Source organism: Streptomyces sp. NPDC020681 (genome assembly GCF_044334895.1).
In the GTDB taxonomy this organism is placed as follows: Bacteria; Actinomycetota; Actinomycetes; order Streptomycetales; family Streptomycetaceae; genus Streptomyces.
This window is the reverse complement of the sequence record NZ_JBIRTX010000009.1, coordinates 276790-297857: the sequence shown is the minus strand read 5'-3', so window position 1 is coordinate 297857 and position 21068 is coordinate 276790. Positions and strand designations below refer to the sequence as shown.

15 protein-coding genes are annotated in these 21068 nt (G+C 69.3%); 10 read left to right on the top strand and 5 right to left on the bottom strand.

Going from position 1 to position 21068, the window contains the following annotated elements; translation table 11 throughout:
- From mtrB to ACH4YL_RS23390, 5 genes are all read left to right on the top strand, one after another.
- Positions 1 to 2025, top strand: coding sequence for an MtrAB system histidine kinase MtrB (gene mtrB / locus ACH4YL_RS23410; RefSeq protein ID WP_398509351.1), 2025 nt, complete (start codon positions 1 to 3; stop codon positions 2023 to 2025).
- On the top strand, positions 2015 to 3865 hold the full coding sequence (locus ACH4YL_RS23405) for an LpqB family beta-propeller domain-containing protein (protein ID WP_398509350.1): 1851 nt from the start codon (positions 2015 to 2017) through the stop codon (positions 3863 to 3865). The genes mtrB and ACH4YL_RS23405 overlap by 11 nt, the downstream gene beginning before the upstream one ends.
- Before the next feature lie 92 nt (positions 3866 to 3957).
- On the top strand, positions 3958 to 4683 hold the full coding sequence (locus ACH4YL_RS23400) for a ComF family protein (RefSeq protein WP_398509349.1): 726 nt from the start codon (positions 3958 to 3960) through the stop codon (positions 4681 to 4683).
- A 335-nt stretch (positions 4684 to 5018) separates the two neighbouring features.
- Entirely contained in the window at positions 5019 to 5708 is a 690-nt protein-coding gene (gene hpf / locus ACH4YL_RS23395; protein WP_398509348.1) for a ribosome hibernation-promoting factor, HPF/YfiA family, read from the top strand.
- 227 nt (positions 5709 to 5935) lie between these two features.
- Positions 5936 to 6691 carry a response regulator gene (locus ACH4YL_RS23390; protein ID WP_398509347.1) on the top strand — a complete coding sequence of 252 codons (756 nt, stop codon included), beginning with the start codon at positions 5936 to 5938 and terminating at the stop codon, positions 6689 to 6691.
- 9 nt (positions 6692 to 6700) lie between these two features.
- Here ACH4YL_RS23390 and ACH4YL_RS23385 read toward each other — a convergent pair whose 3' ends face one another.
- Both ACH4YL_RS23385 and ACH4YL_RS23380 read right to left on the bottom strand, forming a co-directional pair.
- A complete protein-coding gene (locus ACH4YL_RS23385; protein ID WP_398509346.1) occupies positions 6701 to 7864 on the bottom strand; it encodes a winged helix-turn-helix domain-containing protein in 1164 nt (387 codons plus the stop codon).
- 137 nt (positions 7865 to 8001) lie between these two features.
- Positions 8002 to 8577: a GNAT family N-acetyltransferase gene (locus tag ACH4YL_RS23380; protein ID WP_398509345.1), complete on the bottom strand. Its 576-nt coding sequence runs from the start codon at positions 8575 to 8577 to the stop codon at positions 8002 to 8004.
- 241 nt (positions 8578 to 8818) lie between these two features.
- On the opposite strand from ACH4YL_RS23380, the gene secA reads away from it, so the two are divergent.
- Positions 8819 to 11638, top strand: a complete 2820-nt coding sequence (gene secA / locus ACH4YL_RS23375) for a preprotein translocase subunit SecA (RefSeq protein ID WP_398509344.1) — start codon at positions 8819 to 8821, stop codon at positions 11636 to 11638.
- A gap of 71 nt (positions 11639 to 11709) precedes the next feature.
- Here secA and ACH4YL_RS23370 read toward each other — a convergent pair whose 3' ends face one another.
- Entirely contained in the window at positions 11710 to 12231 is a 522-nt protein-coding gene (locus ACH4YL_RS23370) for an SgcJ/EcaC family oxidoreductase (RefSeq protein ID WP_398509343.1), read from the bottom strand.
- Between the two features lie 62 nt (positions 12232 to 12293).
- Here ACH4YL_RS23370 and ACH4YL_RS23365 point away from each other — a divergent pair, with 62 nt between their 5' ends.
- Positions 12294 to 12755 carry a MarR family winged helix-turn-helix transcriptional regulator gene (locus ACH4YL_RS23365; protein ID WP_398509342.1) on the top strand — a complete coding sequence of 154 codons (462 nt, stop codon included), beginning with the start codon at positions 12294 to 12296 and terminating at the stop codon, positions 12753 to 12755.
- Positions 12756 to 12809: 54 nt separating this feature from the next.
- Here ACH4YL_RS23365 and ACH4YL_RS23360 read toward each other — a convergent pair whose 3' ends face one another.
- The gene (locus ACH4YL_RS23360) at positions 12810 to 13247 is read right to left on the bottom strand and encodes an Rv3235 family protein (protein WP_398509341.1); all 438 of its coding nucleotides are present in this window, start codon (positions 13245 to 13247) and stop codon (positions 12810 to 12812) included.
- 280 nt (positions 13248 to 13527) lie between these two features.
- On the opposite strand from ACH4YL_RS23360, the gene ACH4YL_RS23355 reads away from it, so the two are divergent.
- Both ACH4YL_RS23355 and ACH4YL_RS23350 read left to right on the top strand, forming a co-directional pair.
- Positions 13528 to 14034 (top strand): DUF6912 family protein, encoded by a 507-nt coding sequence (locus ACH4YL_RS23355; RefSeq protein WP_398509340.1) that lies wholly within the window; start codon positions 13528 to 13530, stop codon positions 14032 to 14034.
- A gap of 61 nt (positions 14035 to 14095) precedes the next feature.
- A complete protein-coding gene (locus ACH4YL_RS23350; RefSeq protein ID WP_398509339.1) occupies positions 14096 to 14761 on the top strand; it encodes an HAD family hydrolase in 666 nt (221 codons plus the stop codon).
- Between the two features lie 77 nt (positions 14762 to 14838).
- Here the strand turns inward: ACH4YL_RS23350 and ACH4YL_RS23345 are convergent, their stop codons facing one another.
- The gene (locus ACH4YL_RS23345) at positions 14839 to 15405 is read right to left on the bottom strand and encodes a DJ-1/PfpI family protein (RefSeq protein ID WP_398509372.1); all 567 of its coding nucleotides are present in this window, start codon (positions 15403 to 15405) and stop codon (positions 14839 to 14841) included.
- A 454-nt stretch (positions 15406 to 15859) separates the two neighbouring features.
- On the opposite strand from ACH4YL_RS23345, the gene ACH4YL_RS23340 reads away from it, so the two are divergent.
- Entirely contained in the window at positions 15860 to 20794 is a 4935-nt protein-coding gene (locus ACH4YL_RS23340) for an NAD-glutamate dehydrogenase (RefSeq protein ID WP_398509338.1), read from the top strand.
- The last annotated feature ends 274 nt before the right edge of the window (positions 20795 to 21068 follow it).

Genomic DNA, 21068 nt, shown 5'->3' with positions numbered 1-21068 from the left:
ATGTCCCGAGGCAGTGTTGCTCCGAAGCCCGGGGAGCCGGGAGTCCGTACGGGGCGGGCTGCCGGACCGGGGCGTGGGTTCTCGCGAATCGGCAGGCTGGTGCATGGCGGACGGCCGCACCAGGAGGGTGAGCCGGGGCGGCTCATGCTCCGGCTCGTGATGCGCTGGGTGCGTCGTCCGCTGCTGCCTGCCGTACGGCTGTGGCGGCGGAACATCCAGCTCCGGGTGGTCGCGACCACGCTGCTGATGTCGCTCGGAGTGGTGGTGCTCCTCGGCTTCGTCGTCATCGGCCAGGTGCGCAACGGGCTGCTCGACGCCAAGGGCAAGGCGGCCCAGAGCCAGGCGGCCGGTGGCTTCGCGGTGGCGCGGGAGAAGGCGAACGCGCCGGTCGGGTCCGGTGGGCAGGACGGTGCGGGCGCGGACGGCAGGACAGCGACGAGTTCGTGGCGGTCCGATCTGGTGGAGCAGCTCGCCAGCGGTGGTCAGGGCGCGTTCAATGTGGTGGCGCTCAGTGCCGACTCCGAGCGCGCGGGTTCCAGCCGCGGTCCCCGGACGTCGGGCAGCGTCGACTTCGCGAGCATCCCCGTTGATCTGCGGGAGGCCGTCGCCCAGGGCACGGGCACGTACGAGACGTACGTCCAGATCAAGTACAACAACGACCACGAGCCGGAGCCCGGGCTGGTGGTCGGCACGCGGCTGAACGACGTCGAGGGCAATTCGTACGAGCTGTACTACCTCTTCCCGCTGGCGCAGGAGGAGCAGTCGCTCAACCTGGTCCGCGGGACGCTCGCCACGGCCGGGCTGTTCGTGGTCGTGCTGCTGGGAGCCATTGCCTGGCTCGTGGTGCGTCAGATCGTCACGCCCGTACGGATGGCCGCGGGGATCGCCGAACGGCTCTCAGCGGGCCGTCTCCAGGAGCGTATGAAGGTCACCGGCGAGGACGACATCGCCAGACTCGGTGAGGCCTTCAACAAGATGGCGCAGAACCTTCAGCTCAAGATCCAGCAGCTGGAGGAGCTGTCGCGGATGCAGCGACGCTTCGTCTCGGACGTCTCGCACGAGCTGCGTACGCCGCTGACGACCGTCCGGATGGCGGCCGACGTCATCCACGAGGCGCGGGCCGACTTCGATCCGGTGACGTCGCGCTCCGCCGAGCTGCTCGGGGATCAGCTCGACCGGTTCGAATCCCTGCTCTCCGACCTGCTCGAGATCAGCCGCTTCGACGCCGGGGCGGCTGCCCTGGAAGCAGAGCCGATAGATCTGCGCGAGGTCGTACGGCGGGTGATCGGCGGCGCCGAACCGCTGGCCGAGCGCAAGGGCACCCGGATACGGGTGATCGGCGACGAGCAGCCGGTGGTCGCCGAGGCGGATGCCCGGCGGGTGGAGCGGGTGCTGCGGAACTTGGTGGTCAACGCCGTGGAGCACGGCGAGGGCCGGGACGTCGTGGTGCGGATGGCGGTCGCGGGCGGAGCCGTCGCGGTCGCCGTGCGGGACTACGGGGTGGGACTCAAGCCGGGAGAGGCGACCCGGGTGTTCAACCGCTTCTGGCGGGCGGATCCGGCGCGGGCGCGTACTACCGGCGGCACGGGCCTCGGCCTGTCCATCGCCGTTGAGGACGCCCGGCTGCACGGCGGCTGGCTGCAGGCGTGGGGCGAGCCCGGAGGGGGCTCGCAGTTCCGGCTGACGCTGCCGCGTACGGCGGACGAGCCGCTGCGAGGTTCGCCGATACCGCTCGAGCCGGAGGACTCGCGCCAGAACCGCGAGCGCGCCCAGGGCGAGGTGGCGGGGCCGAAGGCGAACGGGCACCGGCTGGCGTCCGTACCCGTTCAGCCGATGTCGGACCGCTCGGCGCTGCCGGTGCCGGCGCGAGGTCCGCTGCCACCGCGTACCGCGCCCTCGGGTGTGGATCCGGCGGCGTTGCCGGGCAATGGCGCGCGCGTGGTCGCGCGTCCGGCGGGAGAGCGCCAGGACGACGGCGCGGCACAGACATTTTCTGACCGGGAGGACACGACACGTGGGCGCTGACCCCCGTCGGAACGGACGTCGAGGTGCGGTGCGCGCGGGCGCAGTCCTCGGCTGCAGCGGTGTGCTGCTCGCCGGGTGCGCTTCGATGCCCGACAGCGGTGACATCCATGCCGTGAAGGCGTCCCAGCGTGGCGATTCCCAGGTGCGGGTGTACGCGGTGCCGCCACGGAAGGGCGCGACGCCCAACGAGGTCGTCGCGGGCTTCCTGGAGGCGATGACCAGCGACGACTCCAATTTCGCCACCGCCCGGACGTATCTGACTCCGGAGACCTCGCAGAAGTGGCGGCCGGACGAGGGCACGACGGTGCTGTCGGCCGCTCCGGACTCGGGACAGGCCATACCCGGAAGCCGCGAGAACCCCGGCATGGACTACCAGCTGTTCGGCACGCAGATCGCGACGGTCGACGCCCAGCACGCCTATCAGGCGATCACGCCCAGCGACTACACCAAGACCATTCACCTGTCGCAGCAGAGCGGGCCGGACGGCAAGCGGGAGTGGCGCATCGACAATCTCCCGCCGGGGCTGGTCCTCGGCGCGTCCGACTTCCAGCGCAACTATCTCCCGGTGAACAAGTACTACTTCGCCACCGGGCGGGACATCGTCGTGGCCGATCCGGTCTTCATCCGGCAGCGGCTGGATCCGGTGACCCGGATGGATCCCGTCACGCAGTCGGTGAAGGCGCTGCTGGACGGGCCGACGAACTGGTTGCGGCCGGTGGTGGAGTCGCCGTTCCCCAGCGGTACGGCGCTCAAGCAGGGCGTGAAGTCGCTGGCGATCGACGACCGGAACGTGCTGAAGGTGCCGCTCAACGAGAAGGCATCCAATGTGAGCCGCAAGGTGTGCACCAGGATGGCGGCACAGATCCTGTTCACGCTCAAGGACCTGACCTCGACGCGGATCGAGCAGGTGGAGCTGCAGCGGGTGGACGGTTCGCAGCTGTGCGTGCTCAACAGCAGCCAGGCGGCGGGCTACGCGCCGGATCATGTCTCGGGCAGCTCGATCAACCAGTACTTCGTCGACGAGAGGAACCGGCTCGCGGTCCTGGCGGGCGGCGCGAAGGACATAGGCGATCCGGAGAACGTGCCGGGACCGTTCGGCGACGGACAGCTGCCGATGAGCCTGGTCGCAGTGGCCCGCAACGAGCGCACGGCGGCAGCGGTCTCCAAGGACCACAGCAGGCTGTACGTTTCGTCGATCACCACCGTGAGCGAGCCGGGCGCGGCCGTCGTGACGAGCAGGGGCACGACCCAGTCCAACCGGCTGTCGGCGCCCAGCTGGGACGGCAGGGGCGATCTGTGGATCGCCGACCGCGACCCCGCGCATCCGGCGCTGCTGCGGCTGGCGGCCGGCGCGGGAGCGCCGCAGCGCGTCAGCGTTCCGGGGCTGGACGGCGCGCGGATCGAATCGCTGAGGGTGTCGGCCGATGGCGTGCGCATCGCGCTGCTGCTGGCCAAGGACGGAAAGACCACGCTGAAGATCGGCCGCGTGGAGCGCCAGGGCCCCAAGGACAACCAGGTGGTGTCCATCGCCGAACTGCGGCCCGCGGCACCCCAGATGGAGACGGTGACCGCCGTCTCCTGGGCCGGTCCCAGCCGTCTTGTGGTGGTCGGCAAGGAGTCCGGCGGCGTTGCGCAGGTCCGCTACATCCAGACGGACGGCTCCACTTCGGCCGCAGGCGTGCTGCCTGGGCTCAACCGCGTGAAGGCCGTCGCGGCATCGGACGACGAGAGCCGTCCGCTGGTGGCGTACTCCGAGGACGACGGCATCGTGCGGCTGCCTGCCGGAGCCAACTGGCAGACGATGGTCGAGAAGGGCTCGTCGCCGGTCTACCCGGGATAGGCCCGCGCCTGGAGAGCCCCGGAGCGGGTTTTCCACAGGGCGGTTTTCCACAGGGGTGGCGGGGCGCTGCGGCCGCGAGCACAGTTGTTGCCATGCGGGGGTGGTGGCAGGAAATCTCCGGCCTGGTGCTGCCGGCCGCATGTGGTGGATGCGGTGCTGCGCGTACGCCGCTGTGCGGGGAGTGTGCGGATGCGCTGTACGGCTCCGTGGCGCGACGGGCGAGGCCGGTCCCGGAGCCCGCGGGTCTGCCGGTGGTGCATGCGGCCGCTCCGTACGCCGACGCGGTACGGGCCGTGCTGCTCGCGCACAAGGAGCGAGGTGCACTGGGGCTTGCCGGGCCTCTCGGTGTCGCGCTCGCCGGTGCGGTGCGGTTGTCCGTGGACTTCGCCGCCCGGAGTCCGGGGCCGCTGCTTCTCGTGCCGGTGCCGTCGGCGCGGCGTGCGGTGCGGGCGCGCGGGCATGATGCGGCGCGGCGGATTGCGCTGGCCGCCGCGGGAGAGCTGCGGCGTACGGGAACGGAGGCGAGGGTGCTGCCGGTGCTTCGGCAGTGCCGTGAAGTGGCCGACCAGGCGGGCCTCACAGCCCGCCAGAGGGTCGCGAACCTGGCGGGTGCCCTGGTGGTCGCGGCAGGTGGCGGGAGGCTGCTGGAGGGCGGCCGGGCGGTGCTGGTGGACGATCTCATGACCACTGGTGCTTCGCTTGCGGAGGCGGCGCGGGCGTTGCGCGCGGCCTGCGGCCCGCGCTTTACCGGATTGGCTCAGCCGAGCGCGGCGGTTGTCGCAGTACCGCCGTTGTCTTTCGAAACAAACCGGAACTGACTGCGAACTTGCGACGTTGCAGGTAGTGAGGGACGAAAATCGCCTGAACGGAGGTACGCGCTGGTAGCGGGTGCCGACAACCGTCCGAGCGAGCTATGTTCGGTTGTGAGGAATGGGGAATGTCCCTAGCTCACCGAATGCACTGTCGTGCTTCCGGCCGGGGATTCGAGGATGCGAGAACCTCGAAAGTTGGTGGGGTGGGGATCTTGTCGACTGGGGAGGAGGAGGTGAAAGTCGCCAAGTCCGAGACTCCGGTGATCACCGGAGTCTGGTGCAAAAGGGAGACGCTCCGCAGCCGCTGAGCGGGCGGAGCCAATCCGGGAACGGAGTTCTGCGTGGACATCGTCGTCAAGGGCCGCAAGACCGAGGTGCCCGAGAGGTTCCGCAAGCACGTGGCCGAGAAGCTGAAGCTGGACAAGATCCAGAAGCTCGACGGCAAGGTGATCAGCCTGGACGTCGAGGTGTCCAAGGAGCTCAACCCGAGGCAGGCCGACCGCTCCGACCGCGTGGAGATCACTCTCCACTCCCGAGGCCCGGTGATCCGGGCGGAGGCCGCGGCCGGCGACCCGTACGCAGCGCTCGACCTCGCCACCGGCAAGCTGGAAGCGCGGCTGCGCAAGCAGCACGACAAGCGCCACACCCGTCGAGGCAACGGCCGTATCTCGGCCTCCGAAGTGGCCGATGTCGTCCCCGGCGTCGCCGAGTTGAACGCAAATGGCCGGCCGCCCGCCGAAGAGGCGCCGGAATCCGTTCCCACCACCAGGATCGGCTCGCTCGAAATCCAGGGCGAAGGACCGCTGGTGGTCCGCGAGAAGATCCACACCGCAGCACCGATGACCCTCGACCAGGCGCTCTACGAGATGGAACTGGTCGGGCACGACTTCTACCTCTTCGTCGACTCCGAGACGAAGCAGCCCAGTGTCGTCTACCGACGGCACGCCTACGACTATGGCGTCATCCACCTGGAGACCGACCCGCTGGCCGGATCCGAGGCGGGCGGCGCCGGAGGTGCCCTCGGCGGCTGACCCTGCCGTCACAGCAGAGTCACAGCAGATGAATGGTGCCCCTGGAGCGCCTCGTGCGCCCTCAGGGGCACCATCGCGCGACTGCTGAACCAGCAGCGCGACCCACACAAACACCACTGTGTCGTCCGGGCATGAAAGCATGGCGTCGTAAGCCAACAAGTGCGTGATGCACTGATGTTGGTGAACGACACATGACCTTCAGGCCACTGCCTTCAGGGGGAGGAACGATGGCGGACAGCTTCGGGCCGGTTCAAGACGACGCGGGCGACGCCGGTGACCCAGTCGTCGCAGTCGGCGATGCGGATCCGGGCGGCTCACGCAAGGAGCCGATCCGGGTCCTCGTGGTGGACGACCACGCCCTCTTCCGCCGAGGACTGGAGATCGTCCTCGCGCAGGAGGAGGACATCCAGGTCGTCGGCGAGGCGGGTGACGGCGCGGAAGCCGTCGACAAGGCGGCCGACCTGCTGCCCGACATCGTGCTGATGGATGTGCGGATGCCCAGGCGCGGCGGCATCGAGGCCTGTACGTCCATCAAGGAGGTGGCCCCCAGCGCGAAGATCATCATGCTGACGATCAGCGACGAGGAGGCCGATCTCTACGACGCGATCAAGGCGGGCGCCACCGGCTATCTCCTCAAGGAGATCTCCACCGACGAGGTGGCCACGGCGATCCGTGCGGTGGCGGACGGGCAGTCGCAGATCAGCCCGTCCATGGCGTCCAAGCTGCTCACCGAGTTCAAGTCGATGATCCAGCGCACCGACGAGCGCCGGCTGGTGCCCGCGCCCCGGCTGACCGAACGGGAGCTGGAGGTGCTCAAGCTGGTCGCCACGGGCATGAACAACCGCGACATCGCCAAGCAGTTGTTCATCTCCGAGAACACCGTGAAGAACCACGTCCGCAACATCCTGGAGAAGCTGCAGTTGCACTCCCGGATGGAGGCCGTGGTCTACGCGATGCGGGAGAAGATCCTCGAGATCAGATGAGGGCCGTGCTCAGGAAAGGGCCGCGACCAGGCCGGCGGTGAGCTCCGGGCGGTCGACGCGTTCGACCCGTACTGAGTCGCAGCCCACCCACTCGGCGGCCTCCAGCAGCGCCTGCGCCATCGGCTGCACGGCCTTCGGCGAGCTGAGCGAGACATGCTTGGCCACGAGCGTGGAGCCGTCGCGTGCCGGGTCGACGCGGCCGAGCAGCCTGCCGCCCGACAGCAGCGGCATCGCAAAGTAGCCGTACACCCGCTTCGGCTTGGGGACGTATGCCTCGAGGCGGTGCGTGAAACCGAAGATCCGCTCCGTGCGCGCCCGTTCCCAGATCAGCGAGTCGAACGGGGAGAGGAGCGTCGTGCGGTGGCGGCCTCGCGGTTCGGTGGCCAGCGCCTCGGGATCGGCCCAGGCCGGCTTGGCCCAGCCCTCGACCGTGACCGGCACCAGACCGGACTCCGCGACCACGGCGTCGAACTGCTCGCCCTTGAGCCGGTGATAGTCCGCGATGTCTGCCCGGGTCCCGATGCCGAGCGACTGACCCGCGAGCCGCACGAGCCGGCGCAGGCACTCCGTGTCGTCCAGCTCGTCATGCAGAAGATCACCGGGAATGGCGCGTTCCGCGAGGTCGTACACCCGCTTCCAGCTGCGCCGCTCCGTGCACACCACCTCGCCGTACATCAGCGCGCGCTCGACGGCGACCTTGGACGCGGACCAGTCCCACCACTCGCCGCCGTTCTTCGCGCCGCCCAACTCCGTGGCGGTGAGCGGGCCTTCGGCGCGCAGCTGCTTGATCACCGACTCGTAGGAGCCGTCCGGGAGGCCGTGGTTCCATTGGGGTCGGGCGCGGTGGGCGCGGCGGCGGAACGCGAAGTGCGGCCACTCCTCGACAGGCAGGATGCAGGCCGCGTGGGACCAGTACTCGAAGCTGTGGCCCTCGGTCCAGTACGCGTCCTCGACGGTCCTGCGGCCGACAGCGCCGAGCCGTGCGTACGGAATCAGCTCGTGCGAGCGCGCCAGCACCGAGATCGTGTCCAACTGCACGGCGCCGAGGTGGCGCAACACGCCTCGCACCCCGGCCCGTCGGTCGGGTGCGCCCAGGAAGCCCTGGGCGCGCAGCGCTATGCGGCGGGCCTCGTCGGAGGAGAGTTCGGCGGCGGGAGGCGGCAGCGTGGTCATGCCCGGCACGATAGACGGCGGCACTGACAGCCGTACCCTGACCTGCGCATCGACCCGGCTTCGCCCGCCTGCCGGTCTCGCCCGCCGGTCGGCCCACCTGCTGGTCTCGCTGCCGGTAACGCCCGCCGGTCCCTGCGTCAGTCCCTGGCCGGCAAGTACGGGTGCGGGCTCGGCAGGCCCAGGTCCGACGGGAGCAGCGCGCCCACCCAGGTGTCCCTGAGCGTGTCCTTGTTCAGCAGTGCTCCCCGAAGCGCCCCCTCGACCACGAAGCCGGCCTTCTCGGCGACCGCCCGCGAGCCCGTGTTGCCGACCTCCGCACGCCACTCAAGCCGCGTCGCGCGCAGCCTCGTGAAGGTCCAGTGCGCCACCGCGCCCACGGTCTCCGCCATGATCCCCTGCCCCCGGTACTCCTTGGCCGTCCAGAAGCCGATCTCCCAGGTGCCCGAGAAGGTGCGCAGGGTGACCGCCACCGACGCCATGAGCGGGCCGCCCGCACGAGGGAGTACCGCGAAGGTGCACATCGTCCCGGAGCGCCAGCCGTCCGGCACCATCTGGCCGGTGAACTCCTCGGCGTGCTGCCGCTCGTACGGCGAGGGCACCGTCGTCCACCGCTGGATGTCAGGATCCTGACAGGCCAGATAGGCCGCCTCCGTATCGTCGGTCGTGAACGTGCGCAGCAGCAGGCGCTCGGTGGTGAGGGTGATGGGCTCCATGGGCCGGATTCTGGTTCGGACCGCGGGCGGATGCGAGCACTTTTCGTACCTCACCGGCACCTTCCGCGCGTCCCGTGCGTTCACAAGGAAGGCGACAGCAGGCCTGGCTGACCGTGGACCTCCCGAGCCGGCGGGGTCCTCGCTTACGATGGCCGTTGCGGTGGGGCCCACCTGCCGTGCCCGCGCCAGTGTCCATAACACGACCCAGTGCCAGGCCCGATCGGCAAGGAGACCAACCTCAGTGTCCGTCTTCAACAAGCTCATGCGTGCAGGCGAAGGCAAGATCCTGCGCAAACTGCACCGCATTGCGGACCAGGTCAACTCCCTCGAAGAGGACTTCGTCAACCTCTCCGACGCCGAGTTGCGGGCGCTCACGGACGAGTACAAGGAGCGTTACGCCGACGGCGAGAGCCTCGACGACCTGCTTCCGGAGGCGTTCGCGACCGTCCGTGAGGCTGCCAAGCGCGTCCTCGGCCAGCGCCATTACGACGTCCAGATGATGGGCGGCGCCGCGCTGCACCTCGGCTACGTCGCGGAGATGAAGACCGGTGAGGGCAAGACCCTCGTCGGCACGCTGCCCGCTTATCTCAACGCGCTCTCCGGCAAGGGCGTCCACCTGATCACGGTCAACGATTATCTGGCCGAGCGTGACTCCGAGATGATGGGCCGGGTCCACAAGTTCCTTGGCCTGTCCATCGGCTGCATCCTCGCGAATATGACGCCCGCGCAGCGCCGCGAACAGTACAACTTCGACATTACGTACGGAACGAACAATGAGTTCGGCTTCGACTACCTTCGCGACAACATGGCGTGGTCCAAGGACGAGCTCGTCCAGCGCGGCCACAACTACGCGATCGTCGACGAGGTCGACTCGATCCTCGTCGACGAGGCCCGTACGCCGCTGATCATCTCCGGCCCCGCCGACCAGGCCACCAAGTGGTACGGCGACTTCGCCAAGCTGGTCACCCGGCTCAGCCGGGGCGAGGCGGGCAACCAGCTGAAGGGCATCGAGGAGACCGGCGACTACGAGGTCGACGAGAAGAAGCGGACCGTCGCCATCCACGAGCCCGGCGTCGCCAAGGTCGAGGACTGGCTGGGCATCGACAACCTCTACGAGTCGGTGAACACCCCGCTGGTGGGCTACCTGAACAACGCCATCAAGTCCAAGGAGCTCTTCAAGAAGGACAAGGACTACGTCGTCATCGACGGCGAAGTCATGATCGTCGACGAGCACACCGGCCGTATCCTCGCCGGCCGCCGCTACAACGAGGGCATGCACCAGGCGATCGAGGCGAAGGAAGGGGTGGACATCAAGGACGAGAACCAGACGCTCGCCACGATCACCCTGCAGAACTTCTTCCGCCTCTACGGCAAGCTCTCCGGCATGACCGGTACGGCGATGACCGAGGCCGCCGAGTTCCACCAGATCTACAAGCTCGGCGTCGTCCCGATCCCGACCAACATGCCGATGATCCGCAAGGACCAGTCGGACCTGATCTACCGCACCGAGGTCGCCAAGTTCGCCGCCGTCGTCGACGACATCGCGGAGAAGCACGAGAAGGGCCAGCCGATCCTCGTCGGCACCACCTCGGTCGAGAAGTCCGAGTACCTCTCGCAGCAGCTGAACAAGCGCGGCATCCAGCACGAAGTGCTCAACGCCAAGCAGCACGACCGTGAGGCGACGATCGTCGCCCAGGCCGGCCGCAAGGGCGCGGTCACGGTCGCGACGAACATGGCCGGACGTGGCACGGACATCAAGCTCGGGGGCAACCCCGACGACCTCGCCGAGGCGGAGCTGCGCCAGCGCGGCCTGGACCCGGTCGAGCATGTCGAGGAGTGGGCCGCGGCGCTGCCCGCCGCGCTGGACCGCGCCGAGCAGGCCGTGAAGGCCGAGCACGACGAGGTGACCGACCTCGGCGGGCTCTATGTGCTGGGCACCGAGCGGCACGAGTCGCGCCGTATCGACAACCAGCTGCGCGGTCGTTCCGGCCGTCAGGGCGACCCGGGCGAGTCCCGTTTCTACCTCTCGCTCGGCGACGACCTGATGCGGCTGTTCAAGGCGCAGATGGTCGAGCGCGTGATGTCGATGGCCAATGTGCCCGACGACGTCCCGATCGAGAACAAGATGGTGACGCGCGCGATCGCGTCCGCCCAGTCGCAGGTCGAGCAGCAGAACTTCGAGACGCGTAAGAACGTCCTGAAGTACGACGAGGTCCTCAACCGCCAGCGTGAGGTCATCTACGGCGAGCGTCGCCGCGTCCTGGAGGGCGAGGACCTGCACGAGCAGGTGCGGCACTTCATGGACGACACCATCGACGCCTACATCCAGGCCGAGACCGTCGAGGGCTTCGCCGAGGAGTGGGACCTGGACCGGCTGTGGGGCGCGTTCAAGCAGCTCTACCCGGTGAAGACCACCGTCGAGGAGCTGGAGGAGGCGGCCGGCGACCGTGCCGGGATCACCGCCGAGTTCATCGCCGAGTCCATCAAGGACGACATCCACGAGCAGTACGACGAGCGCGAGAAGCAGCTCGGCTCGGAGATCATGCGTGAGCTGGAGCGGCGCGTGGTCCTGTCCGTCCTCGACCGCAAGTGGCGCGAGCACCTCTACGAGATGGACTACCTGCAGGAGGGCATCGGCCTGCGGGCGATGGCCCAGAAGGACCCGCTGGTGGAGTACCAGCGCGAGGGCTTCGACATGTTCACCGCCATGATGGAGGGCATCAAGGAGGAGTCCGTCGGCTATCTGTTCAACCTGGAGGTCCAGGTCGAGCAGCAGGTCGAGGAAGTCCCGGTCCAGGACGCGGCCAAGAAGCCGTCGCTGGACAAGCAGGCCGCCGTGCCGGCGGGCGCCGGTCGCCCGGAGATCCGCGCGAAGGGGCTCGAGGCTCCGCAGCGCAGGGACCGGCTGCACTTCTCCGCTCCCACGGTGGACGGCGAGGGCGGCGTGGTCGAGGGCGACTTCGAGCACGACGGCGAGCCGGCCCGTTCGGAGACGGACGGGATGACGCGGGCCGAGCGCCGCAAGGCGCAGAAGGGCGGCGGCCGCCGCCGCAAGAAGTAACTGACTGAACGGCTGGGGCCGGACATCGCTTGCGATGTCCGGCCCCAGCCGTTTTCCGTGCTCTGTACGGCTCAGGGGCTGGTGGCCGCGCGGCCGAGGCCCAGCCGGCGGGCGATGCGGGTCATCGCCTGCGACATCCGCGAGGGCATGGAGTCCGGGGCCGGGACGGTGACCGGGCGCACTCGGCCGTTGTGGATGGCGCTGATCCGCCAGCCGTCCTGGGTGTTCACCACGACGACGGTCTGCCGTGACAGGCGGCGCTTGGGGAGCGTGGAGCGCCACGGCATCAGTACCGAGGCGGTGCCGTAGACGATCGCGACGTCCGGGGTGACGTACCGGATGTCCTCGATCTCGCCGACCAGCGCGGAGCCGGTGAGGACCCCGCGGAACAGCTTGTCGTGGTTGGCCTGGTGCTCGGCGCGGCCCACGGCGCGTGTGCCGTCGTACGAGACGTAGTCGGAGTCCTCGGTGAAGCAGGCGCCGAAGGCCTCGGCGTCGCCGTCGGTCCAGGTCTGCATGAAGCGCTGGAAGAGGTCTCGGATGTGGCTGTCGCTCGCGGTGCGACCGTCGCTCTTGTGCTGCTTGGTAATCATGGCTCTGCCCTCCGGGTGTTATCCTTACGACTGACGAAACTTACGATACCAGAAAGATTCGAATGTCGAAAGAAGCATTGATAGGTCAGGTCGCGCAGGAGCTGCGGTCGCTGCAGCAGAGCTTCGACGCGTTCGACGAGGCCGCGGCGACCCGGCTCGGCGTGAACCGCACTGACCTGCGCTGTCTCGACCTGGTGCTGGGCAGGGGGCCGCTCTCGGCCGGCGAGCTGAGCACCGCGCTCAAGCTCAGTCCGGCCGCCACGACGACGGTCATCGACCGGCTCGAGCGGGCCGGGCTCGTCGCCCGTACGCGCGACGCGGCCAACCGTCGGCGCGTACTGGTCACCGCGACAGAGGCGGCGGGCAAGGCCGAGGCCGAGGTCTATCTGCCGGTCGGCGCGGCCGCGGCGGAGGCGCTGAGCCGCTACGACGAGAAGCAGTTGGCGACGATCCTGGACTTCCTTCAAGTGGCGCGGCAGGTCCAGGAGGGGCAGGCGGCACGGCTCGGTGTGACCTCGGACTGAGCGGGCGGCCGTGCAGGGCTTGGCCGCCGCGCCCTCCGCCCCGTGTTCTGGCCCTCAGTCGACGGCCGGGCCGGCTGCGACCGGGACGCGTTCACCGCCCAGTTCGACCGCGGAGCACCGCCAGCGCTGGTCCGCGCCCTGTTCCAGGCGGAAGGCCATCGCGCTGACCCGGTCGCCCGAGCCGATCCGGGCGAAGGCCTCGATCACGCCCGGGCCCGGGTGGTACTCGCCGCAGTGCCGGACGACCGGTGTCACGCGCTCCGCGGGCCGCAGCGGTGCGCCCGGTGCGAGCTGTACCAGCTGCTCGTACGCCTCCCCGACGGTGTGCCCGAGCATCCAGTGGACCGGGCGACGGCCGCTGAGCACCGCCAGGAGTCGGTCGGCGAACCAGTAGTGCGGTTTGTTCTGCCGCCGTGCGCGTGCCGTCGCGGCTGCCGCGACGGCGGCGGGCCGGCGCTGGTCGTGTCGCCCCGCGGGCCGGGTCCTGTTCATGCAGATCGCCCCCGATGTGCCGGGCCCGGTTCAGTACCGGGCGGTAACTTCGATGGGTGATCTTCTACGGGGCGGGGACGGGCGTCCGCAAAGCGTGAGCCGCCGGGAGCCGGGCGGTCCGGAAGATCACCTATCAGAGTGACGAGAGGGCTCCTCGGGCCTTGGCGGGCAAAGATCAGATGTGTCCCCGGTGGACGGTCCGCAAGGCCCGGAGTGGCAGCCCGAAGGGGGACCTCGCACGTATCCTGAGGGCGTCTCCCGACTACGAAAGCGGCCAGCCATGCGCGTCTACGTCCCCCTGACCCTCTCCGGACTCGCAGAGGCGCACAAGACGGGCGAACTGGGCCCCGGCCCGCTGACCGCCTATGCCGTCACGCCGGGACTGCGCGAGTGGTACGTCTCCGACGACATCGAGGAGCTCGAGTACGCGGCGCTGAGCCGGGCCGCGGCCGCGTCGCTGCGGCTGCTCGCCGGCGACCCGGAGGTGGCCAGGCGGCGGGTCGTCGTGGCCGTCGACGTACGCGACCAGGACGCGACCTCCGATCCCGACCAGGTGCTCGACGCGATCGGGCTCGGCGAGGTGCGGATCAACGCCGCGGTGCCGCTGGCCAAGGCGGCCGCGGTGCATGTCGACGCGGACGACGCGGTGGGCGATGTGACCGCGGCGGCGGATGCGCTGGGCGCGGCGGACCAGGGCGACGACGACGCCCGGTTCACGGTGGACGGTGCGGAGGACCACGAGCTGCTCTGGTACGGGGTGCAGGAGATCCCCAACCTCATCGGCTGAGGAAGATCCTTCCTCAACCTCGTCGGCCGAGTTGTCGGACCCGGCAGGTACGGTCTTTCGCATGGGGAAGCACAACACGCATCTGGTCTGGGACTGGAACGGCACACTGCTCGACGACATCAAGGCGGTCATCGGGGCGACGAACGCCGCCTTCGAGGAGATCGGCCTTGAGCCGATCACACTCGAGAGCTACCGCGAGCTGTACTGCGTGCCGATTCCCAGGTTCTACGAGCGGCTGATGGGGCGGCTGCCGACGGACGCGGAGTGGGTGGTCATGGACGAGGCCTTCCACCGGCACTACAGCGATCACCGCGTCGGCTGCGGGCTCACGGAGGGTGTCGAGGAGCTGCTGCGGGAGTGGCGCGCTGCGGGCCGCAGCCAGTCGCTGCTGAGCATGTACGGGCACGAGGAGCTGGTCCCGGTCGTGCGGGGGTACGGCATCGAGAGCCACTTCATACGCGTGGACGGGCGCACGGGGCCGTCCGGCGGCGGGAAGTCACTGCACATGGAGCGTCATCTCGCGGCGCTGGACGGGCTGGCAGCGCCGGAGCGCACAGTGGTGATCGGGGACGCGGTCGACGACGCGGTGGCAGCGGCGCACGTCGGCGCGCTGGCGGTGCTGTACACGGGCGGCTCGCACAGCAGGGCGAGCCTGGAGTCGGTGGGCGTACCGGTGGTGGACACGCTCGCGGAAGCGGTGGAAGCGGCGACTCGCCTGGTGGCGTAGGGCGCGGGCGGGCCCGCCGCTGGGCCGTGCCTGCCCCAGCCCCCGGGGCGCCGCGCCCGCTCGCCCCGAAACGCCGCCTACGTCACCGGCGCCTTCGTCCTCAGGATCTTCAGGAACTCGCGCATCCATGCAGAGTGGTCCGGCCACGCCCGGCTGGAGACCAGGGTGCCGTCGACCACGGCCTCGGCGTCCTGGAAGCTCGCTCCCGCCGCCTGCATGTCCAGTTCCAGCGCGGGGTACGCGGTGACCCGGCGGCCCTCCAGGCTGCCGATCGCCGCCGTCAGCAGCGGGCCGTGGCAGATCTGGGCCACCGGCCGGTCGGCGTCGAAGAAGGACTTGAGGATCTTGCGCAGCTCCAGGTCGTTGCGCAGGTACTCGGGGGCCCGGCCGCCCGGGATCACCAGCGCGGCATACTGTCCGGGGTCGACCTCCGAGAAGGCCAGATCCGCGGGCCAGGTGTAGCCCGGCTTCTCCGTGTACGTGTCGAACCCCGGCTCGAAGTCGTGCACGACGAACTGCAGCTTCTTGCGGGCGGGGGCCGCGATGTGGACCTCGTACCCCTCCTCCCGCAGCCGCTGGTACGGGTAGAGGACTTCGAGGGACTCGGCTGCGTCGCCGGTGACGATCAGGATCTTCACTGTCATGGCTGCTCCCGGTGTCGGGCTGTCGACGGTTGCCTGCCGTGGGTGCAGGGTCAGCTGCTCGCGGTGGCGCCGTGTCGTCATCGCCAAACTGCACCGCGACGGGCTGTTTGCCAAGAGTGGGCCTGTGTCGCTGTCCAGACTGTCAAACTTCCGGCCCCGCTTTTGTACACATACGGCTCATGACGGGTCGGGGGGGCGGGGCGATAGCCTTGACCCGTGATCAGCGCTATATGCCGTGGGGGCAGCGAAGCCCCCGGCCAGCGCCCGGAGCGCCACAGCGCCCGGGCGGTCGTTGATCACCCCGTTCCGGCCCCGCCGCCAAAATTGGCCAATAACGGCTCGGACATCTCTCATCGCGGCATAGCGTCGACTCCGACCGGACACCCCGCGTCGTGGCGTTGCGCCGCTTCTTCCACCTACGTCACGCAACGGCGCGCGACAGGAGCCAGAGGACATGCAGACCAAGCTGGACGAAGCCAAAGCCGAGCTGCTCGCACGGGCCGCCCGGGTAGCTGAGAACAGCCCGGTCGGGGGGCACCTTCCGACTGGGGCCGAGCAGGGGGATCGTCCCGATCGGGCCACCCTGCTGACGTACCTCCAGCGCTACTACCTGCACACGGCACCGGAGGACCTGACCGACCGCGACCCGGTCGATGTCTTCGGTGCTGCACTTTCCCACTACCGGCTCGCGGAAAACCGTCCTCAGGGGACGGCCAACGTGCGGGTCCACACCCCGACGGTCGAGGAGAACGGCTGGACCTGCAGCCACTCCGTCGTCGAGGTCGTCACCGACGACATGCCCTTCCTCGTCGACTCGGTCACCAACGAGCTCTCCCGGCAGGGACGCGGCATCCATGTCGTGATCCACCCGCAGGTCACTGTGCGCCGGGACGTCACGGGCAAGCTCATCGAGGTGCTGCCCGCCGAGACGAACGGCAAGGCGCTTCAGCACGACGCGCTCGTCGAGTCCTGGATCCATGTCGAGATCGACCGCGAGACCGACCGCGCAGACCTCAAGCAGATCACCGCCGATCTGCTGCGCGTCCTGTCCGATGTCCGCGAGGCCGTCGAGGACTGGGAGAAGATGCGCGACGCCGCGCTGCGCATCTCCGAAGAGCTGCCGAACGAGCCGACCGCCGACGATCTGCGCGACCAGGAGGTCGAGGAGGCGCGTGAGCTGCTGCGCTGGCTCGCGGCCGACCACTTCACCTTCCTCGGCTACCGTGAGTACGAGCTCACCGACAACGACGCGCTGGCCGCCGTCCCCGGCACCGGCCTCGGCATTCTGCGCTCCGACCCGCAGCACAACACCGACGAGTCCCACCCGGTCAGCCCGTCCTTCAGCCGGCTGCCCGCCGACGCCCGCAAGAAGGCCCGCGAGCACAAGCTGCTCGTGCTGACCAAGGCCAACAGCCGCTCCACGGTGCACCGGCCGAGCTACCTGGACTATGTGGGCGTCAAGAAGTTCGACGCCGAGGGCAATGTCGTCGGCGAGCGCCGCTTCCTCGGGCTCTTCTCGTCCGCCGCGTACACCGAGTCCGTCCGCCGCGTGCCGGTCGTCCGCCGCAAGGTCGCCGAGGTCCTCGACGGTGCGGGCTTCTCGCCCAACAGCCACGACGGCCGCGACCTGATGCAGATTCTCGAGACGTACCCGCGCGACGAGCTGTTCCAGACCCCCGCCGACCAGCTGCGCTCCATCGTCACGTCCGTCCTGTATCTGCAGGAGCGCCGCAGGCTGCGGCTCTACCTGCGCCAGGACGAGTACGGGCGCTACTACTCGGCCCTCGTCTACCTGCCGCGCGACCGCTACACCACCGGTGTCCGGCTGCGGCTCATCGACATCCTCAAGGAAGAACTCGGCGGCAGCAGCGTCGACTTCACCGCGTGGAACACCGAGTCGATCCTCTCCAGGATCCACTTCGTGATCCGGGTCCCGCCCGGCACCGAGCTGCCGCATCTGACCGACGCGGACACCGAGCGCATCGAGGCCCGGCTCGTCGACGCCGCCCGCTCCTGGGCCGACGGCTTCGCCGAGGCGCTGAACGCCGAGTGCGGCGAGGAGCGCGCCGCCGAGCTGCTGCGCCGCTACGGAAACGCCTTCCCCGAGGGCTACAAGGCCGACCACTCGCCGCGCGCGGCGGTCGCCGACCTGGTGCATCTCGAGGAGCTGAACCGCTCGGACCAGGACTTCGCGCTCTCGCTGTACGAGCCGGTCGGCGCGGCCCCCGGCGAGCGCCGTTTCAAGATCTACCGCACCGGTGAGCAGGTCTCGCTCTCCGCCGTGCTGCCGGTACTCACCCGGCTGGGCGTCGAGGTCGTCGACGAGCGTCCGTACGAGCTGCGCTGCTCGGACCGTTCGGCCGCATGGGTCTACGACTTCGGTCTGCGCATGCCGCAGGCCACCGGCAACGGTGACTATCTCGCCGACGACGCCCGCGAGCGTTTCCAGAACGCCTTCGCGGCCGTGTGGATGGGCGAGGCCGAGAACGACGGCTTCAACTCGCTCGTGCTGGACGCCGGTCTGAGCTGGCGGCAGGCGATGGTGCTGCGCGCGTACGCCAAGTACCTGCGCCAGGCCGGTTCCACCTTCAGCCAGGACTACATGGAGGACACCCTCCGTACCAACGTCCACACCACCCGGCTGCTGGTCTCCCTCTTCGAGGCCCGGATGTCGCCGGAGCGCCAGCGCGGCGGCACCGAGCTGACCGACGCGCTGCACGAGGAGCTGGACGGCGCGCTCGACCAGGTCGCGAGCCTGGACGAGGACCGGATCCTGCGCTCCTTCCTCACCGTCATCAAGGCGACGCTGCGCACCAACTTCTTCCAGGAGGCGGCGGGCGGCCATCAGCACAGCTATGTGTCGATGAAGTTCGACCCGCAGGCCATCCCGGATCTGCCCGCGCCGCGCCCGGCGTACGAGATCTGGGTCTACTCGCCGCGCGTCGAGGGCGTGCACCTGCGCTTCGGCAAGGTCGCACGCGGCGGTCTGCGCTGGTCCGACCGGCGTGAGGACTTCCGTACGGAGATCCTCGGCCTGGTCAAGGCGCAGATGGTGAAGAACACCGTGATCGTGCCGGTCGGCGCGAAGGGCGGCTTCGTCGCCAAGCAGCTCCCGGACCCGTCCGTGGACCGGGACGCCTGGCTCGCCGAGGGCATCGAGTGCTACAAGATCTTCATCTCGGCGCTGCTCGACATCACCGACAACATGGTGGCGGGCGAGGTCGTCCCGCCGGCCGATGTCGTACGTCACGACGAGGACGACACGTACCTCGTCGTCGCGGCGGACAAGGGCACCGCGTCCTTCTCCGACATCGCCAACGAGGTCGCCGTCGCCTACAACTTCTGGCTCGGGGACGCCTTCGCCTCCGGCGGCTCGGCCGGATACGACCACAAGGGCATGGGTATCACCGCCCGTGGCGCGTGGGAGTCGGTCAAGCGGCACTTCCGCGAGCTCGGCCACGACACCCAGACCGAGGAGTTCACGGTCGTCGGCGTCGGCGACATGTCCGGCGACGTGTTCGGCAACGGCATGCTGCTCAGCGAGCACATCCGGCTTGTCGCGGCCTTCGACCACCGGCACATCTTCATCGACCCGAACCCGGAGGCGGCACCCTCGTACGCCGAGCGCCGCCGGCTGTTCGAGCTGCCGCGCTCCTCGTGGGCCGACTACAACAAGGACCTGCTGTCGGCCGGCGGCGGCATCCACCCCCGTACGGCCAAGTCGATCCCGGTCAACGCACACATGCGCGCGGCGCTCGGCATCGATTCCGGCGTCGCCAAGATGACACCGGCCGACCTGATGAAGGCGATCCTCAAGGCCCCGGTGGACCTGCTGTGGAACGGCGGCATCGGTACGTACGTCAAGGCGTCCTCGGAGTCGAACGCCGACGTCGGCGACAAGGCCAACGACGCGATCCGCGTCAACGGCGAGGACCTGCGGGTCAAGGTCGTCGGCGAAGGCGGCAACCTCGGTCTGACGCAGCTCGGCCGGATCGAGTTCGACCGCATCGGCGGCAGGATCAACACCGACGCCATCGACAACAGCGCGGGCGTGGACACCTCCGACCACGAGGTGAACATCAAGATCCTGCTGAACGGCCTGGTGTCGGAAGGCGATCTGACCGTCAAGCAGCGCAACAAGCTGCTCGCCGAGATGACCGACGAGGTCGGCGCGCTGGTGCTGCGCAACAACTACGCGCAGAACGTGGCCCTGTCCAACGCCGTCGCCCAGTCGCCCAGCCTGCTCCACGCCCACCAGCGCTTCATGCGCCGGCTCGGCCGGGACGGGGCGCTGGACCGGGCGCTGGAGTTCCTGCCGGCCGACCGGCAGATCCGCGAGCTGCTGAACGCGGGCAAGGGTCTCAGCCAGCCCGAACTGGCCGTGCTGCTCGCCTACACCAAGATCACGGTGGCGGACGAGCTGATCCACACCGCGCTGCCGGACGACCCGTATCTGCGCCGGCTGTTGCACGCGTACTTCCCGAAGGCGCTGCGCGACAGGTTCCCCGAGGCGGTCGACGGCCATGCGCTGCGCCGGGAGATCGTCACGACGGTGCTGGTCAACGACACCGTGAACACCGGCGGTTCGACCTTCCTGCACCGGCTCCGGGAGGAGACCGGCGCATCGATCGAGGAGATCGTGCGGGCGCAGACCGCGGCCCGTGAGATCTTCGGTCTGAGCGCGGTGTGGGACGCCGTCGAGGCCCTGGACAACAAGGTCGCGGCCGATGTCCAGACCCGTATCCGGCTGCACTCGCGCCGTCTGGTCGAGCGCGGTACGCGGTGGCTGCTGGGCAACCGGCCGCAGCCGCTGGAGCTCGCCGAGACGATTGAGTTCTTCGCCGACCGTGTCGAGCAGGTCTGGGGCGAGCTGCCGAAGATGCTGCGCGGCGCGGACCTGGACTGGTACCAGGGCATCCTCGACGAGCTTTCGGGCGAGGGCGTGCCGGAGGAACTGGCGCTGCGGGTGGCCGGATTCTCCTCCGCCTTCCCGACGCTCGACATCGTCCAGATCGCGGACCGTACGAAGAAGGAGCCGATGGCGGTCGCCGAGGTGTACTACGACCTCGCCGACAGGCTCCAGATGACGCAGCTCATGGACCGGATCATCGAACTGCCGCGGGCCGACCGCTGGCAGTCCATGGCCCGCGCCTCGATCCGCGAGGACCTGTACGCGGCGCACGCGATGCTGACGGCCGATGTGCTGACCGTGGGCAACGGCAGCTCGACGCCGGAGGAGCGGTTCACGGCCTGGGAGCAGAAGAACGCGGCGATTCTGGGACGGGCGCGGAGCACGCTGGAGGAGATCCAGAGCTCGGACACGTTCGACCTGGCGAATCTGTCGGTGGCGATGCGGACGATGCGGCAACTGCTGCGTGTGCACCGCTAGTTCGTACGTGTAGTGCGTGAGCGAGCCCGGCACCGTGATGGTGCCGGGCTCGCTGCTGTCCGCTCGGGCGCTCGGCCGTCGAGGCCCACAGACGTCGGCAGGAGACCACGGCAGCCGTGACCAGCAGCCCGTTCCGCAGGACCATCAGCGCACAGCCGAGCGCGGTGCCGCCCAGCACGTCGTCGTACAGCAGCGGATAGGCCAGTGCGCTCAGCGCGGCCGCCGGCAGCATCAGCAGCGCGACCGGGCGCTGCGAGGTGTGCCGGGAGGTGAG